The following is a 15357-nucleotide window of genomic DNA, read 5'->3' as shown; positions in this document are numbered from 1 at the left end:
AGACGGGAGGTGTCGGATTCTAAAATCCGACACCTCCCGTCTCGCTTTTCGTCGTAAATCGCTTATTTCTTAACGAATACCACGTCGGCAAAATACCCCTTGAAATCGGTGAACCAGCCATTTACCATAAAGCCAGTCTGCTCCGCGAGTTGTTCAATCTGAGCGCGGGTAAATTTGCGCGAAATCTCCGTGTGAATGATTTCTCCGTTCGCAAACGGAACCGTCATATCGATGGCCTGGATTCTGACCGTTTGCGTTTTCTGGCTTACCAGATACGAACGAGCCTCGCCCGTTTCAGGATTATACGTTTCGTAATGATCAAAGGCATCCAGATCAAAATCAGCGTCGAGTTCGCGGTTGATTCGGCGGAGCAGGTTTAGGTTAAAAGCCTTCGTCAGGTCATCCCGGTCGTTATAAGCCGCGTGAATCAAAGCCGGGTTCTTTTGTAAGTCGAAACCTGTCAGCACAATGTCGCCGGGTTGAAGTTTATCGTTTAGCTGACGATAAAAATCGATGGCTTCGTCGGGAGCGAAATTGCCGATGTTCGATCCTAGGAATAAGACGATCCGCCGGGCGTCCGACTCCGCAGAAAGCTGTTGCAGCGAGTTGAAATAATCATCGTGCTGCGGTTTGAGTTGCAAATCGGGCCACTGCTGGCGTACGTCGGACACCAAACCCTCGAGTGCATCGGCTGAAATATCGACCGGCGCATACGCAAACTCAGCCCCTTTCTCCCTGAAAAAGCCTAACAGAACCTTTGTTTTCAGCCCATCACCTGCGCCCAATTCGACCAGATCAAACGGGCGTTGTTCGGCGGCAAACAAGTGCAAAAGCTCTGACTTGTACGTTTCCAGAATTTCGTATTCCGAACGGGTCAGGTAATAGTCTGGAGAATGCATGATCTCCTGAAAGATCCGGCTTCCTTCCGCGTCGTAGAAAAAACGGGATGACAGTCGCTTGGGCATCTTTACGAGCCCGGTTCGTACCTCCTCGACTAAGGCTGAATCAACGTCACTTTCAATTACTTCGCTAAGCGTATTCCCGTGAACTGCCATCGTTTGTCAGGTTGAAAAAAATTGCGGTAAGTTGGTCGCGAATGGCCTTCGGGAGTAGCTACCGAAGCACCACGGAGGACGATTTGCCCACTCATAAATTTACCATTGTATTCGCCTACGGCTCCTTCGGCGGTTATGAAGCCCGGATACGGCAAATAAGCCGAATTCGTCCACTCCCAGCGCGTGCCCCAGTTGAGTTGATCAGCAGCGGCTTCCCACTCAAATTCAGTTGGCAAACGCTGTCCCCGCCAGCGGGCATACGCGTCGGCTTCGTACTGACTTACGTGACAGACCGGTTCATCCAGAGCGATGGGGACCAGCCCTTCGAACGTGTAGTTCCACCACTCGCCGTCAATGTTATGCCAGTACAGCGGAGCCTGGATGTGATTCGCCTTGACCCACGCCCATCCGTCGGACAGCCAATGTCTAAAGTTTTGATAGCCCCCCGCTTCGATAAAAGCTAGGTATTCGGCGTTGGTGGTCAGGCTACTTGCCAGGGTAGTTTCGTTTAGATATACCTTGTGACGGCTTATCTCATTGTCGAAATAAAAGGAGTCAATTGCCTGATTGGTATGAGGGTGCCCAATGGCGTAAATTCCTTCGGAAATGGTTATGCCCTTGCTCTCCCCCGTAGCTCCTCTCCCATTCTGAGCAGGAAGTGCCGAAGTACCGATGTGCTTTTTCTCCGCTGCTTTAGACGGCGGGGGATAGTTAATCGGCATTTCGATGCTCGGCAACAGCGGATTATGCCCCAAACTATATTTGATGTCCGTAATGAGCAGTTCCTGGTGCTGCTGCTCGTGGTTCAGACCAAGCTGAATAATCGCATATAAGTCGGGCGATAAATCGTCGGTATCCAGAAAGCGGCTCATGTGTTCGTCCACATAAGCGCGGTAGGTATATACGCCGGTTACAGTCGGACGGCTCAGGTTGCCCCGATCAGTGCGCAGAACGCGTTTGCCAACCGTTTCGTAATAGCTATTGAAGACGTAGCTGAAATCTTCGTGAAAAATGCGGTAGCCCGGCGCATTGGGCTGTAAGACAAAGGTTTCCCAAAACCAGGTTGTATGGCCCAGATGCCACTTCGGCGGGCTGACATCTGCGATGGGTTGCACCACGTAGTCTTCCGTTTCCAGCCCCCGGCAAATAGCCTCCGAGTGCGCTCGGACACGAAGGTATTGCTCCGTGAGCGTTTGTTCAGCAATCATGTAAAGGTAGTGATTCGTTGTTTGTGCGGTAATAGCGTCAAAAGCCTATAGACAACTCTAGGTTATAACCACAAATCACAATCCTTGTTTAATAACCAATCATCTGTTCGTCCTGATAACACCAGACCCACCGTTCGCCCGGTTCGGCAGAGGACACAACGGGGTGTCCACTCCGATGGAAGTGCTTGGTAGCGTGCTTGTTAGGCGAGGAGTCGCAGCAGTGCGTTTGACCACAGGTCTGACACGTACGCAAATGCACCCACGAACTTCCGGTTTTGATACACTCTTCACATACGTACGCCTGGGCACTACGAATTTCGGTCAGCGCCGAAATATGCTCGCAAATTGATTGATTAGTCATTGGATTCGAAGAAAGAGCTTATGTATTTGTTAACAGAGGGCGAAAATCGCTAGTACTGGAGCCGGATTGTTGAAGCAGGTTGATACGCCGTATCTCCAAGATATATCGACCTGCTTCAACAATCCAACTTCAATAGGTCCAACATCCATCGACTTAGCCTCAGCTTTTTTTAGTTTTCAGCCAGGTATTTGTGCACAAAACTTACGGCCATTGCGCCTTCACCAACCGCCGATGCAACCCGGTTCATGGCACCCGCCCGCACATCGCCAGCCGCAAAAATTCCCGGACTGCACGTTTCAAGCAGATAAGGCTCCCGGTCATGCTTCCAGATTCCTTTGAAGTCAGCATACTTGGCCAGATCCCGCCCGGTAGCAATAAACCCTTTCTCGTCTTTGATGATGTTCATTTCGATCCAGTCGGTAAGGGGTTTGGTGCCGATGAAGACGAATAGGCCAGCCGCGTTTACGGTCTGGCGTTCTTTGGAATCCATGTTCTCCAGGACCAGACACTCCAATCGCTCGTTCCCCAACGCTTCGACCACTTCGGTGCAGCCCAGTACCTTGATATTTGGCGTTTTGTCAATCTGATCGATCAGGTACTGCGACATTGTTTCGCTCAAATCCGGGCGACGCACGCAGATAAACACTTCCGAAGCCGTCCGCGACAGGTACATCGCACCCTGTCCGGCTGAGTTTCCGCCACCAACGATGTAGACCGGCTGCCCCTTAAAAGCGTAGGCTTCGGTAGTTGCCGCACCGTAGTATACGCCCGCTCCGGTGAACTTGTCCAGACTCTCGTTTTCCAGCTTATGATAGGCAACACCCGTGCTAAGGACAATAGCCTTCGCAATGATCTCGCTGTCATCCGACATCTTGATGTGCTTGTACTGCCCCTGCGACGTGATGGCAACCACTTCCTGCGGAGCCAGAAACTCAACCCCAAAACGCTGTGCCTGCGAGATAGCCCGTCGGGTTAGATCGGCCCCGCTCAACCCATTGGGAAAGCCTAAATAATTTTCGATGCGTGAGCTGGTTCCCGCCTGACCGCCGGGAGCCCGTTTATCAACCAGAATGGTTCGTAGCCCTTCCGAGCCACCGTAAACAGCAGCCGCTAGTCCAGCCGGACCCGCACCAATAATTGCCAGATCGTACAGACTTTGGGATGCTTTCGGCTGTAATCCGAGTTTTTCGCCTAAATCGCCAATCGTTGGATGTTTCAGCACGGAGGCATCTTCGAGCACAACAGCCGGTAAGTCCTTTCGGTCGATGCCGTGCAAATCAAGCAGTTCCTGCGCCTGCGGGTCAATGTCAATATCAAGCCACTGGTACGGGAAAAGGTTACCCGCCAGAAAATCTTTTAACTCGTGCGACCGGGGCGAAAATTGGTAGCCAACCAGTTTGAGTCCCTGAAAAGCGGGTCGATAATCGGAAAGCCAGTCCCCCAGCAAATCGTCGAGAACGGGGTACAATTTTTCTTCGGGCGGGTCCCACGGTTTGGCGATGTAATAATCCAGTTGAACCTCGTTGATAGCTCGTACAGCCGCGTCAATGTCGGAATAAGCCGTCAGCAACGCTCGTTTCGCATTGGGGAACACCTTACGGGCCTGCATCAAGAACTCAACGCCGGTCATATCGGGCATCCGCTGATCGGATAGAAACAACGCCACTTCTTCGCCTTTCTTTTTCAGTTCTGTCAACGAATCAAGCGCTTCACGAGCAGACTCTGTACAGAGAATACGGTATTGTTTTCGGTACTTCTGACGCAAATCATACTGAATCGCTTTCAGTACCTGTGGATCATCATCAATGGAAATAATAATAGGAAGGCGCATGAGTTAGTTGGTTGAGGTAGGCGCTGTCAAACGAAATTTGGTTTAGTCAACGGGTATGCAAACGCTGAATTCAGTATGGCCCGGCTCAGAATGAACCTTGATCGAACCGTTGTGATGCTTCACAATGCCACACACAATGTCGAGGCCAAGCCCCGTGCCTTTACCGATTCCTTTCGTCGTAAAAAAAGGTTCGAATATTTTATCCTGAATGTCAGCCGGAATGCCTGACCCGTTGTCGATCACTTTGGTCAATACGAATTCTAATCCGTTAGCCTGTCGATCGGGCTCGCTGGTGATTTCTAACGTACCGCCATCAGGTAGCGCGTCAATTGCGTTGTCGATCAGGTTGGTCCATATTTGATTCAACTCACCTGGCCATCCGCAAATAGCAGGCAAATCGTCCGGAATGTTCAGTGTTACAGCAATGTGCTTATTACGAATCTTATGGTCGAGCAACGTCAACGTACTCCGAATGCCGTTTGCCAGTTCAACTTGTTCCTTGCCCGCGCCCCGATCCATGCGGGTGTACTCTTTGATTGAATTGATCAGCGTAGCGATTCGTTTTGATGCGTCGCTAATCTCTTTAACCAGTTTTTCGGTCACCAGGTTATTGACCAGCCAGTTAACGATTCCGGCCAGATTCGCATCACCGACACGTTCCAGAATCCAGTCCAGATCATCGACCGTAAAGCCAAATTCAACCAGCGGCCCGGCCAGGTCCATGCTGTCGTCAACGCCGTTGTCGTCAAGCCAGTCCGTTAGTTCGTCTTCGCGACTGCTTCGTTCGAGCAGGCTTAAGCTCGGCAGTTCCTGATCTACCCGCTTGAAAAAAGCCTCGCCCACCGTATCGACCTGCTCGTCGTTCAGATTTAAATTCATCACGGTCTTAAAGGCTTCCGGTGTAGCGCGCAGGTGCGTCTTGAGCGTATCCCCCGAACGAACAACCGCCGATACCGGATTATTTAGTTCATGTGCCAGGCCCGCCGACAACCGCCCCAACGAAGCCATTTTCTCGTTCTGCTGGGTCAGTTTTGTAAAATCCCGGACCCGTGTAGTCATCTCATGAACAAAAACTTCGGTCAGCTCGTACTGGCTCTGGGCCAGCTCGCGCAAATGATCGCGGTGCAAGCGCACCAGCTGCGAAGGCTTATCGGTGATGATTCGGTTGGGAATCGTTTTCATCCGCGAATACGGCAGCACGCCCAAAATAGCGTGTTTGTCGTAAATCACCAGTTCGTCGCTTGAGCCATTAGCCCCGGTATCAACGCGAATCTGCCCATCGAGCAGCAGGATAAGGTAATCGACGGGTTCGCCGGGCTGCACCAGAACGTGCTCGGCAGGAAACGCCACCTCCTCGGCTCGGTCAATAAACCACTGTAACTGATCGTCGGGAACAGACGCAAAAGCAGGAAACTGGCGAAGTGTATCTAACAGTGCCATGAGCAAAAAAGTCGTTGATAAACAAAGGTGACACTAATTCTGGTATTGATTGGTTACGAACAAGCCACGGGGCTTACCTTTGAACCACTTGGCAGGCATTGATTCCTCAAAATAAACGTTTTTTTCGACATACGGCTTTTCCGGTTTTATCCCTTCTTATGCGCTCTGTTCTGCTTCTGCTTTGCCTGATGGCGTTTGCTTTCCGGCCCGACAAACCGGCTTACCGCTTGTACAACGCTGGCTTGAAATCACAATCCTACACCAAACTGGTACGGGAAGCTGCTGACGCTGACGTGGTCCTGTTTGGTGAACTGCATAACAACCCCATCTGTCACTGGCTTGAGCTTCAACTAACGAAAGATTTGCAATCGGCCAAAAAAGGCGCATTGGTGCTGGGCGCGGAAATGTTCGAAGCCGATAACCAAACGGCGCTCACCGATTACGTACAGGGCCGCACTACCGACAAAGAACTGGCGACCCAGGCGCGGCTCTGGCAAAACTTCAACACGGATTATAAACCCATCGCCACGTTCGCCCGCGAGCAGAAAATTCCGTTTATCGCTACCAACGTCCCCCGAAAATACGCCAGCCTGGTAGCCCGTAAAGGATTGGCTGCGCTGGACACGCTATCGGCAGAAGCTAAGAGCCAGATGGCTCCTTTGCCCCTGACGGTTGACCTGAACCTACCAGGTTACAAAGCCATGCTTGACATGATGGCCGATCACGGCGGAGGAACTCAGGCAAATCCGCACACGAGCAAAAGCGGTAAGCCAGCCGAAAGTCCAGCGGCCAATTTTGCCCGCGCGCAGGCGATCAAAGACGCGACGATGGCCCATTTCATTCTACAGAACCTCAAATCGGGGCAGACATTCCTGCATTTTAACGGTGACTATCATTCCAAGAATTTTGACGGTATTGTCTGGTATCTGCGTCAGCAACGACCCAATCTTAAAATCGTGACGCTATCATCTGTCGAAGTGCCTGACCCCGACAAGCCTGCGGTAGAAAGTCCGGATCTCGCTAACTTCATTATTGCTATTCCGTCGGATATGACGAAGACCTATTAACTGGTTCGGTTAGAGAATTTTTGCAACCGGCGACACAAGCCTTTAACGGCCAGCCAAACTACTGTACTCAGCTACCAGCGCCCAGCAGTGCGCTTCACATTGCCAACGCATCTGCATCAGTGGTCGGTTGGCAAATCGGCGGAGCCAGGGCTGTTCGTAAGCGGTCAGCAAACCGGCAATAAAGAAATTGAAACCTTCAAAGTCACGCTCAATCCCGCGGGTGTCGATCTCAGGAACCACCTCGCCCAGGCGTATGAGCGAGGTAGCCAGCACGATTTGCTCGATGCGGTTGTGGGTTCGGCTCAACGCTCGTTCTGCATCAGCAATCAACCGCGAACGTATCGGTTCCAGCTCTACGATGGAGAAACCTGCCATAAGCCTTGCCAGGTGGTAAATGATCAGCGACGTACGGGCGTAATGCGGGGCGCATTGAAAAGGCTCAGCGACATAGCGCCCGGATTCAACGATGGACCGCAGATACGTTAGCGAATCCGTGTCGTGCTGGTTAGGCGCTAGGTCGAAATGATAAAGGCAATACAGCATGTTGCTCAACGCGCAGGCGTCAAAGTCGATACCCATGTTTTTACCGAACCACGTTGAATACGCGCGAAGGTGTCGGTAATCGGTATAGGTATTCCGGATTTGGTGCCGCTGGCTTCCGTTGGCGTGCTGGCTTAGTTTCGCTTTCAGCCAGATTAGTTTGTCGGGCGAAGGCACGGTTGTCTGGGTCAGGTACACCATTGCCGTGTCGTCAATATCGTCGGGAATACGAAAATGCTCGAAGTGGCGAAAGATATAGCCGTTCGGAAAATGACGGGAAGGGCGCGTTGGCCAGAAATTATACGTATCCAGGCCGTCTTTGTTTTGAAAGAGCGGATAAGCCCGCTGCGCTTTCTGCGCTATTTGATCAATCACCCGTTGGGTCGCCGACGAAACCACCGAACGCAACGACTGTAGCGTAAACACAGTAATGGCGGTAAAGAAAACGTTGGTATCTGGCCGCCGGTAAAAAATCGTTGCGTTACTACGGAAAGCCGGAAATAAACCCGTCGCATCCTGCAAGTGGGCAAGTTTTTGTACGCTATACTCCGTAGTTAACACTGTCATACTGGGTGTAAATGTTCCTGCTGATCTTTTTCAGCTATCGCAAAAAAGGATGGTACCATTGCGTCAAAATGATAAAAAGGTAACTGTTAATCCATTCTTTTTTTCGAAATTAAGGTTGAATATTTGCGCCCGCAATCGCTAGAATGCATGTCCAACTTCGTTTTATTTGATGATCCGGTCATACGACCAGCGCTTCTTCCATTTACTTTCACCCGGCCCGTAGCTGACATGCGGGTTGGTATTCTGACTATTGCCGAAAAGTGGGCCAGACGGTTGGATACAACGCCCTCCTTTTTGACCCAGCCGTATCTTGCTCACAAATATCCGCAACAGACGACAACCGACAATCTGTACGTCAACGGAGCCTTGTGCCCGACCGACGCACTGATTGATCGGCTAAAAACGTTATCGACCGGCGAAAGCCTGCTGGCCCCCAATGGTCTGTTGCTGGCAATCCGTACGGACCGTGCGGTAGACGACGCGGCTTTGCTAACTGAACTGCCGCAGCATACCGAAACGTTCGATGCACCTATCCCAACGATTCGTCACCTCTGGAGTTTGATTGCCGCAAACGGCGACCAGATTATTTCGGATTTCAGCCTTATAACAGCTAGTCGTCAGTCGCAGCCGATCACCGATCCATTTACACGTTGCTACGCTCCCGAAAACGTCTTTATCGAAGAAGGCGCAAAAATACGGGCGGCAATCCTGAATGCTGAAGATGGACCCATTTACATTGGCAAAAATGTTCACATCAGTGAAGGCAGCGTATTAATTGGCCCCTGTTCCTTCGGCGAAGGCACAATGGTCCACTACAACAGCAAAATGCGAAAAAATACCAGTGCGGGCCCTTACTGTAAGATTGGTGGCGAAATCGGTAACTCAATCCTATATGCCAACAGCGGCAAGGGCCACGAAGGCTATTTGGGTGATTCGGTGGTTGGCGAATGGTGTAATCTGGGTGCTAGTAGCAACACGTCGAATCTTAAAAACGATTACTCGACCGTTAAGCTCTACAGCTACGCGCACAAAGGTCTGGTCGATACGGGCCGAATGTTTTGTGGGCTGTTCATGGGCGATTTTACCAAAGCCGGCATCGGTACGATGTTCAATACCGGAACCGTTGTGGGTGTCAACGTCAATCTGTTCGGTAGCGGTCTCCCACCTAAGCACATTCCTTCGTTCTCGTGGGGTGGTGCCATTGATGGGTTTATGACGTACCGGCTCGAAAAAGCCATTCAGGTCGCAACGGAGGCATTTAAACGGCGCAACCGTGCGTTTGATGAGCAGGAAGAAAGTATCTTGCGCGAAATTTTTAACATAGAACGGATGGGTCCGTCCAATAGCCCATTCAACCTATTCGATCCATTATAGCTTACCCCTACGACTTGACAAAGCGCTCCTTACCGACGACTCTGTTCGGTCAATAGATTATGCAATTCTCTGAAATTATAGGCCACACCGAAACGAAAGAGCTGCTTTTGCGGGCTGTTCAGACGAACCACCTTGCCCACGCGCTCCTGTTTGACGGTCCAACGGGTAGCGCGAACCTCGCGCTGGCGCTGGCGCTGGCTCAATACGTCAACTGCGAGGACAAGCAGCATGCTGGCGAATTTGCTCTGGATTCCTGCGGTCGGTGCGCGTCGTGCATTAAAATGCAGAAACTCGTTCACCCCGATCTGCACATGGTTTTTCCGGTTGCCAATCTCGCCAAAGGAAAAACATCCGAAGCGTACCTGACCAGCTGGCGCAAGTTTGTCCTCGATCAGCCATACCGTACGCTATCTGAATGGCTGGAAACAACGGGGGCCGACAATAAACAAGGCAATATCTCGGCGGAAGAAGCCCGTAATATTCTGCAAAAGCTGTCGCTGAAGTCCTACGAGGGAGCTTACAAAATCATGCTGATCTGGCTACCGGAGCTGATGAACGTAACCTCGGCTAACGCGCTGCTGAAAGTACTGGAAGAACCCCCCGCCCAGACGTTGTTTCTATTGGTGACCAACCAGCCCGATAAACTGCTGATCACTATTTTGTCGCGGACGCAGCGCGTGGCGGTGCGGGCGTTTACGGATGAGGAAGTTGCTACCTACCTCCGGCAGCACCTTAACCTGGACGAAACCACGGCGCGTCGAACGGCTTATCTGGCCGACGGCAATCTGGCGATGGCGCTTGGCCTAAGTCGCAGCGAATCCGATCAATCGGCCACGACAGACCGACACACCTGGTTTGCCGACTGGATGCGCACCTGTTACCGTCAGGATTTAATAACCCTGGTCAAACAAGCGGACCAATTCGACGGTTTCAGTAAAGAGAAACAAAAAGGGCTGCTGGAATACAGCATTCGAATCTACCGCGATTTATTTTTGTGGCAGCAGGGTGCTGGCGCGTTGCTCCGATTGCCCGACGACGAAATGGCATTCGTCAAGAATTTCTCTAAAATACTGACGATTAATCACATCGAACGGATTGTCCAAGACTTGAATGAAGCGGCTTATCATCTCGAACGAAACGCCCGCGCTAAAATGATTATGCTCGACATGTCACTTACTTTTAGCCGGCTGATCCGATGATAGCCTACAAGCCAGCCGTTATGACCTCATCATTCGCCACCAGTACACACGCCTAACGGTCTAACAAAGATGAAAGCTGGAGTAACCAGGCCAAAGCAGGTTATTGGCATGACTGATCTTGTCGATTTTCCGGATTTGGGACTTTTCGATGTACAGGCCAAAGTTGATACAGGCGCTTACACATCGTCATTGCACTGCAAAGACGTTTGCTTGGTCAGATCGGGCAACAAAGTACAATTGAGTTTTGAATTGATTGATAAAACCGGAGACGAAACGATCCGGTATTACAGCGACGAATTCAGCCAGCGCATGATTCGAAACTCGTTCGGCGTGGCCGAAAAGCGCTATGTCATAAAAACCCGTATCACGCTGTTCGGGCGTTCCATCCGCGCGGAGTTTACCCTTGCCGACCGCGAACAACTTAAAAACCCGATTCTCCTGGGCCGCAAACTGCTCCGAAATCGATTCGTCGTTGACGTTTCGGTAAAAAACCTGTCTTACGAAGCCAAAGCCACGCCACGCCAGAAAGCGATGAAAAAGGTCAGCGATCTTCAGAAGTAGTAACGCCAATCCGAACAAATCGCTCAACAGCCAATCATTCTGTTCAAAACACTACATCAATGCGTATTGCCATTTTATCGGCTAATCCGAATCTATATTCTACCCAACGACTGCTTGAGGCCGTTCATCAGCGCGGTCACGAAGGCGTTGTGGTCAATCACCTGAACTGTCAGGTTATGATTGAAGGCGGCAAACCGTCCGTTCTCTACGAAGGCCGCGAGCTGGACCCGTTCGACGCTATTGTACCACGCATTGGGGCTTCGGTCACGGATTACGGCTGTGCGATTGTCCGTCAGTTTGAGATGATGAAAGTGTTTACCACCGCTAAGTCTCAAGCCATCACCCGGTCCCGAAATAAGCTGCGGAGCCTACAGGTTCTTTCCAAAGCAGGCGTTGGTCTTCCTAAAACGGTTTTTGCTAATCACCCCAAGAACGGCAATGTTACCCAACTCATTGAATTGGTGGGCGGTCCACCCGTTGTGATCAAACTGCTGGAAGGCACGCAGGGAATCGGCGTGGTACTGGCTGAAACCGCTAAAGCCGCCAAATCAACCATCGAAGCTTTTTATGGGTTAAAAAAACATGTGCTGGTGCAGGAGTTCGTTGCCGAAGCCAAAGGCTCTGATCTGCGGGCTTTTGTCGTCGGGGGCCGGGTCATCGGTGCCATGAAGCGGCAGGGACTGGAAGGTGAGTTTCGCTCGAACATTCACCGGGGCGGCAATGCGTTTTCGGTAGACCTTACGCCCGACGAAGAGCAGACCGCTATTGAAGCCGCCCGTGCGCTTGGCCTGAAAGTAGCGGGGGTCGATATGCTTCCCTCCGAGCGGGGGCCGCTGGTGCTGGAAGTCAACTCGTCACCGGGACTGGAGGGCATCGAAACGGCTACCGGTATCAACGTGGCCGACCAGATCATTGCTTATATCGAAGATAAAATTCGGGCCGACGAAGGCGATATGGTCGGTGTATAGCGTACGGATGCCGTAACTTAGCCGTTACAATTGACCATCGCTTATGCCTGCTATTGACCCAGACCTCAAGAAAGCCATTGTTCGGATGCCGAGCAACGAGAAAGACAAGCTACTGCTTCGGCTCATTGCCAAAGACGCTGTATTGACCGAAAAACTCCAGTTTGAACTAGTCGAACATAGTACAACGCTCGACGAACGGCGGGAGCTCATTCGTGAGTTCATTCGCCGGACGGCGCAATTAAATCAGGATTCGGCGGGCTGGCTGATGATGGACATGCGGACAATCAGCGGTTATGTCAGCCGTCACCTGAAGGTTACCAAGGATAAATACGGCGAGGTAGACCTGATGCTGTACATGCTCAATACGCTTTACGAGCATAATGCTCATCTGCTTCAGAAATACAATTCCCGTACGGATAAGGCTGCCGACTACATCGCAAAGCGCACGGATCAACTCCTGAAGAAAGTAGCAAAGCTTGACCCGGACTATCACATCGAGTTCGCCGACGAAATTAACAAGCTGCTTAGCTGGGTGAATTATGCCGCCCCGGCGCACTACGCCCGGCAGCTGGGCTTACCGAAGGAGTGGGAGGTATAAGCCAATGATTTTGATAACGAGCAGACATTCAGCGGGTACGGCAATCGACAAAAACTTCGATTGCTTTCGGCGGGTTATACCTTAACTAACCTATTCTACTGACATGGCTGAAACTGTTCTTATCACGGGTGGTACCGGCACCATTGGTCGCCGGCTGACCCAACTGCTTCGTCAACAAGGCTATCAGATTTCCTTACTGAGCCGCGACCATAAATCGATTGAGGGCGTAACCGTCTATCAATGGAATATTGCGAAAGGGCACATCGACCCCAAAGCGATTCAGACCGCTGATTACATCATTCACCTGGCGGGAGCGGGCGTTGCCGACGAACGCTGGACCGATGCCCGCAAAGATGAAATTTTAAACAGCCGCACGCAGTCTACCGAGCTACTGGCTCAGGCGCTGGCTAAGAATACGCATAAGGTTAAAGCCTTTATCGGCGCGTCGGCGATAGGATTCTACGGTGGCGACACTGCCGACCGGCCTCTTACCGAAACGAGTCAGGGCGGTTCGGATTTTTTAGCCCAAGTAGTTCGAGCCTGGGAACGCTCCGAAGATTCAGTTGCGGCACTCGGGATCCGGACTGTCAAGCTTCGAATCGGCGTTGTGTTATCGGCGGAGGGAGGTGCCTTGCCAAAATTAGCGCAGCCCGTCCGACTTGGTGCGGGTGCTCCTATTGGTTCGGGGCAGCAATATATTTCGTGGATTCACCTCGACGATCTTTGCCGGATGTTTATTCAGGCGCTTACCGATGAGTCGTGGCAGGGCGTTTACAATGCCGTGGCCCCCACGCCTGTTACCAATGAAACCCTGACAAGGGCCATCGCCAGCGTGCTGCACCGGCCTATGATTCTGCCCAATATTCCGGGTTTCGCTATCAAACTAATGTTTGGCGAAATGGCGGTCACGGTCATCGGCGGTAATTACGTACTGAACAAGCGCATCGCCGACGAAACAACATTCCGCTATCAGTACGCCGATCTGACGAATGCCCTGAGTAACTTACTCACGTAGCGCGAATCGCACGGGCGACCCGACCTTATCCGCAGAGTCGAAGCATAAAGATTTTTACTACTTCGGCTCTAAGGATGGGATCAGGGCCGCCTATACAATCTGCATTACATTTTAACTCCATTCGCGGTCAGCCGAATCGCGGGTATTCCACGCATCGGTCGGTGCAAACCAGTTCGTTCCTTTTTTGAGGTACTTTTTGGCAACTTCCTCATTCAGTTCGACACCGAGTCCGGGTCTGTCAGGAACCCTCACAAAGCCTTTTTCCACGATTGGTTTTATGCCCGTCACCAGATCCTCCCAACCGGGTACGTCTACACCGTGATGTTCGAGCGCCACAAAGTTTTCCGTAGCGGCTGCGCAGTGTACGTTGGCCATCATCGAAATGGGCGAACCAGCGAAGTGCATGGCCATTGGAATGCCTTTTTCCTCGGCGTAATCGCCAATTTTCTTTGTTTCCAGCAGTCCACCCGACGAGGCTAGATCCGGATGAATCATGTCGATCGCTTTTGCGTCGATGAGCTTGATAAAGCCTTCTTTGAGGTAGATATCCTCACCGGTCAACGTTGGCGTATCGATGGCATCGGAGATCTGCTTCCACTGATCGGTGTACATCCAGGGAACAAGGTCTTCTAGCCAGGCCAGCCGGAACGGTTCCATTGCTTTACCAATCTGAATGGCAGTGTTCACATCGAAATGGCCGAAGTGGTCGGCAGCCAGCGGCATGTCGTACCCAACAATTTCGCGGACTTTACCGACGTGATCAACCAAGGCATCCAGTCCTTTTTTGGTAACCTGAATACGGGTGAACGGGTGTTTTGTATTGGCGTAATTGCCCAGTTTACCCATTTCTCTATCGTCCCACTGCCGCTTTACACTCCAGTTGTTGGCATTGACCAGCATACCGGGTTTATCGGCCAGCATCCCGATGCCAAAATCCATTTTCAGGAATGTATACCCCTGATCCCGGCGCTTTTGCATATTTTTGGCGAACCCATCGTAGGTATCAGCTTCGGGCGTATCAGCGTAGAGTCGGATAAAATCACGGTATTTGCCACCCAGCAATTGGTAAGCGGGTACGTTATAGGCTTTACCGGCCAGATCCCACAGGGCCATCTCAACGCCACAGACGCCACCAGCCGCCCGGCTCTGTCCGCCAAACTGCTTGATTTGCTTGAAGATCTGCTCAACGTTACACGGATTTTTTCCCAAGATTCGACTTTTGAGGGTGAGCGCGTAATTGGCACTGGCGCCGTCGCGCACTTCTCCCCAGCCAACCAATCCCTGGTTGGTATCGATACGGATAATCGGGCTGCTAAAGGGAACACCTACCAGCGTAGCCACCCGCATGTCTGTGATCTTTAACTCCGATGGTTTGGAATCACGGCTTACTTTCTGGGTAATGAACTCCATTTCCTGCTCCGCCGAGCGTGGACCTTTGTTATCAAACATCAAGCCCAGCGATAGTCCGCTTAGGCTAGCATTGCGCAAAAAGTCACGGCGGTCCGATGATTTGTCGGATAAGGACAATCGGGACAATATGTTTTTCATGATAGAGGGTTTTGGTTTACGGCTA

At 51.5% G+C, this 15357-nt stretch carries 14 protein-coding genes; 7 read left to right on the top strand and 7 right to left on the bottom strand.

Annotation, left to right across the window (positions count from 1 at the left end):
* Positions 1-62 precede the first annotated feature (62 nt).
* The 5 genes from egtD to M0L20_RS10965 all read right to left on the bottom strand — a co-directional run bounded on the left by egtD (position 63) and on the right by M0L20_RS10965 (position 5895).
* The gene (gene egtD, locus M0L20_RS10985; protein ID WP_248476973.1) at positions 63-1055 is read right to left on the bottom strand and encodes an L-histidine N(alpha)-methyltransferase; all 993 of its coding nucleotides are present in this window, start codon (positions 1053-1055) and stop codon (positions 63-65) included.
* Positions 1022-2263: an ergothioneine biosynthesis protein EgtB gene (egtB, locus tag M0L20_RS10980; protein WP_248476972.1), complete on the bottom strand. Its 1242-nt coding sequence runs from the start codon at positions 2261-2263 to the stop codon at positions 1022-1024. Before egtB ends, egtD begins: the two co-directional genes overlap by 34 nt.
* An 88-nt stretch (positions 2264-2351) precedes the next feature.
* A complete protein-coding gene (locus M0L20_RS10975) occupies positions 2352-2624 on the bottom strand; it encodes a UBP-type zinc finger domain-containing protein (protein ID WP_232561009.1) in 273 nt (90 codons plus the stop codon).
* A gap of 169 nt (positions 2625-2793) precedes the next feature.
* Positions 2794-4455, bottom strand: a complete 1662-nt coding sequence (locus tag M0L20_RS10970) for an NAD(P)/FAD-dependent oxidoreductase (RefSeq protein WP_232561008.1) — start codon at positions 4453-4455, stop codon at positions 2794-2796.
* A 42-nt stretch (positions 4456-4497) separates the two neighbouring features.
* Positions 4498-5895 carry an ATP-binding protein gene (locus M0L20_RS10965; protein WP_248476970.1) on the bottom strand — a complete coding sequence of 466 codons (1398 nt, stop codon included), beginning with the start codon at positions 5893-5895 and terminating at the stop codon, positions 4498-4500.
* A gap of 158 nt (positions 5896-6053) precedes the next feature.
* Between M0L20_RS10965 and M0L20_RS10960 the strand changes: the two genes are divergently transcribed.
* Positions 6054-6962, top strand: coding sequence for a ChaN family lipoprotein (locus tag M0L20_RS10960; protein WP_248476968.1), 909 nt, complete (start codon positions 6054-6056; stop codon positions 6960-6962).
* Between the two features lie 42 nt (positions 6963-7004).
* On the opposite strand, the gene M0L20_RS10955 is transcribed toward M0L20_RS10960, so the two are convergent.
* Positions 7005-8069, bottom strand: coding sequence for a hypothetical protein (locus M0L20_RS10955; RefSeq protein WP_248476966.1), 1065 nt, complete (start codon positions 8067-8069; stop codon positions 7005-7007).
* A gap of 147 nt (positions 8070-8216) precedes the next feature.
* Between M0L20_RS10955 and M0L20_RS10950 the strand changes: the two genes are divergently transcribed.
* From M0L20_RS10950 to M0L20_RS10925, 6 genes are all read left to right on the top strand, one after another.
* Entirely contained in the window at positions 8217-9443 is a 1227-nt protein-coding gene (locus M0L20_RS10950; RefSeq protein WP_248476965.1) for a GlmU family protein, read from the top strand.
* A 59-nt stretch (positions 9444-9502) separates the two neighbouring features.
* Positions 9503-10642, top strand: a complete 1140-nt coding sequence (locus tag M0L20_RS10945) for a DNA polymerase III subunit (protein ID WP_248476963.1) — start codon at positions 9503-9505, stop codon at positions 10640-10642.
* A 69-nt stretch (positions 10643-10711) separates the two neighbouring features.
* Entirely contained in the window at positions 10712-11203 is a 492-nt protein-coding gene (locus M0L20_RS10940) for an ATP-dependent zinc protease family protein (RefSeq protein WP_248476961.1), read from the top strand.
* 59 nt (positions 11204-11262) lie between these two features.
* Positions 11263-12171, top strand: a complete 909-nt coding sequence (gene rimK, locus M0L20_RS10935) for a 30S ribosomal protein S6--L-glutamate ligase (protein WP_232561001.1) — start codon at positions 11263-11265, stop codon at positions 12169-12171.
* A 43-nt stretch (positions 12172-12214) separates the two neighbouring features.
* The gene (locus M0L20_RS10930; RefSeq protein ID WP_248476959.1) at positions 12215-12769 is read left to right on the top strand and encodes a hypothetical protein; all 555 of its coding nucleotides are present in this window, start codon (positions 12215-12217) and stop codon (positions 12767-12769) included.
* A 103-nt stretch (positions 12770-12872) separates the two neighbouring features.
* A complete protein-coding gene (locus tag M0L20_RS10925) occupies positions 12873-13784 on the top strand; it encodes a TIGR01777 family oxidoreductase (RefSeq protein ID WP_248476957.1) in 912 nt (303 codons plus the stop codon).
* Positions 13785-13895: 111 nt separating this feature from the next.
* Here the strand turns inward: M0L20_RS10925 and M0L20_RS10920 are convergent, their stop codons facing one another.
* Positions 13896-15332, bottom strand: a complete 1437-nt coding sequence (locus M0L20_RS10920; RefSeq protein ID WP_248476955.1) for a mandelate racemase/muconate lactonizing enzyme family protein — start codon at positions 15330-15332, stop codon at positions 13896-13898.
* Positions 15333-15357: the final 25 nt, after the last annotated feature.

Source organism: Spirosoma liriopis, assembly GCF_023196085.1.
Classification (GTDB): Bacteria; Bacteroidota; Bacteroidia; order Cytophagales; family Spirosomataceae; genus Spirosoma; species Spirosoma oryzicola.
Note: the sequence above shows the minus strand (reverse complement) of the source record. Positions and strands in the feature narration are given on the sequence as shown.

Bases quoted from the DNA above. Each gene is read 5' to 3' on its own strand.
- egtD (WP_248476973.1), bottom strand. From the start codon at position 1,055: ATGGCAGTTCACGGGAATACGCTTAGCGAAGTAATTGAAAGTGACGTT.
- egtB (WP_248476972.1), bottom strand. From the start codon at position 2,263: ATGATTGCTGAACAAACGCTCACGGAGCAATACCTTCGTGTCCGAGCG.
- M0L20_RS10975 (WP_232561009.1), bottom strand. From the start codon at position 2,624: ATGACTAATCAATCAATTTGCGAGCATATTTCGGCGCTGACCGAAATT.
- M0L20_RS10970 (WP_232561008.1), bottom strand. From the start codon at position 4,455: ATGCGCCTTCCTATTATTATTTCCATTGATGATGATCCACAGGTACTG.
- M0L20_RS10965 (WP_248476970.1), bottom strand. From the start codon at position 5,895: ATGGCACTGTTAGATACACTTCGCCAGTTTCCTGCTTTTGCGTCTGTT.
- M0L20_RS10960 (WP_248476968.1), top strand. From the start codon at position 6,054: ATGCGCTCTGTTCTGCTTCTGCTTTGCCTGATGGCGTTTGCTTTCCGG.
- M0L20_RS10955 (WP_248476966.1), bottom strand. From the start codon at position 8,069: ATGACAGTGTTAACTACGGAGTATAGCGTACAAAAACTTGCCCACTTG.
- M0L20_RS10950 (WP_248476965.1), top strand. From the start codon at position 8,217: ATGTCCAACTTCGTTTTATTTGATGATCCGGTCATACGACCAGCGCTT.
- M0L20_RS10945 (WP_248476963.1), top strand. From the start codon at position 9,503: ATGCAATTCTCTGAAATTATAGGCCACACCGAAACGAAAGAGCTGCTT.
- M0L20_RS10940 (WP_248476961.1), top strand. From the start codon at position 10,712: ATGAAAGCTGGAGTAACCAGGCCAAAGCAGGTTATTGGCATGACTGAT.
- rimK (WP_232561001.1), top strand. From the start codon at position 11,263: ATGCGTATTGCCATTTTATCGGCTAATCCGAATCTATATTCTACCCAA.
- M0L20_RS10930 (WP_248476959.1), top strand. From the start codon at position 12,215: ATGCCTGCTATTGACCCAGACCTCAAGAAAGCCATTGTTCGGATGCCG.
- M0L20_RS10925 (WP_248476957.1), top strand. From the start codon at position 12,873: ATGGCTGAAACTGTTCTTATCACGGGTGGTACCGGCACCATTGGTCGC.
- M0L20_RS10920 (WP_248476955.1), bottom strand. From the start codon at position 15,332: ATGAAAAACATATTGTCCCGATTGTCCTTATCCGACAAATCATCGGAC.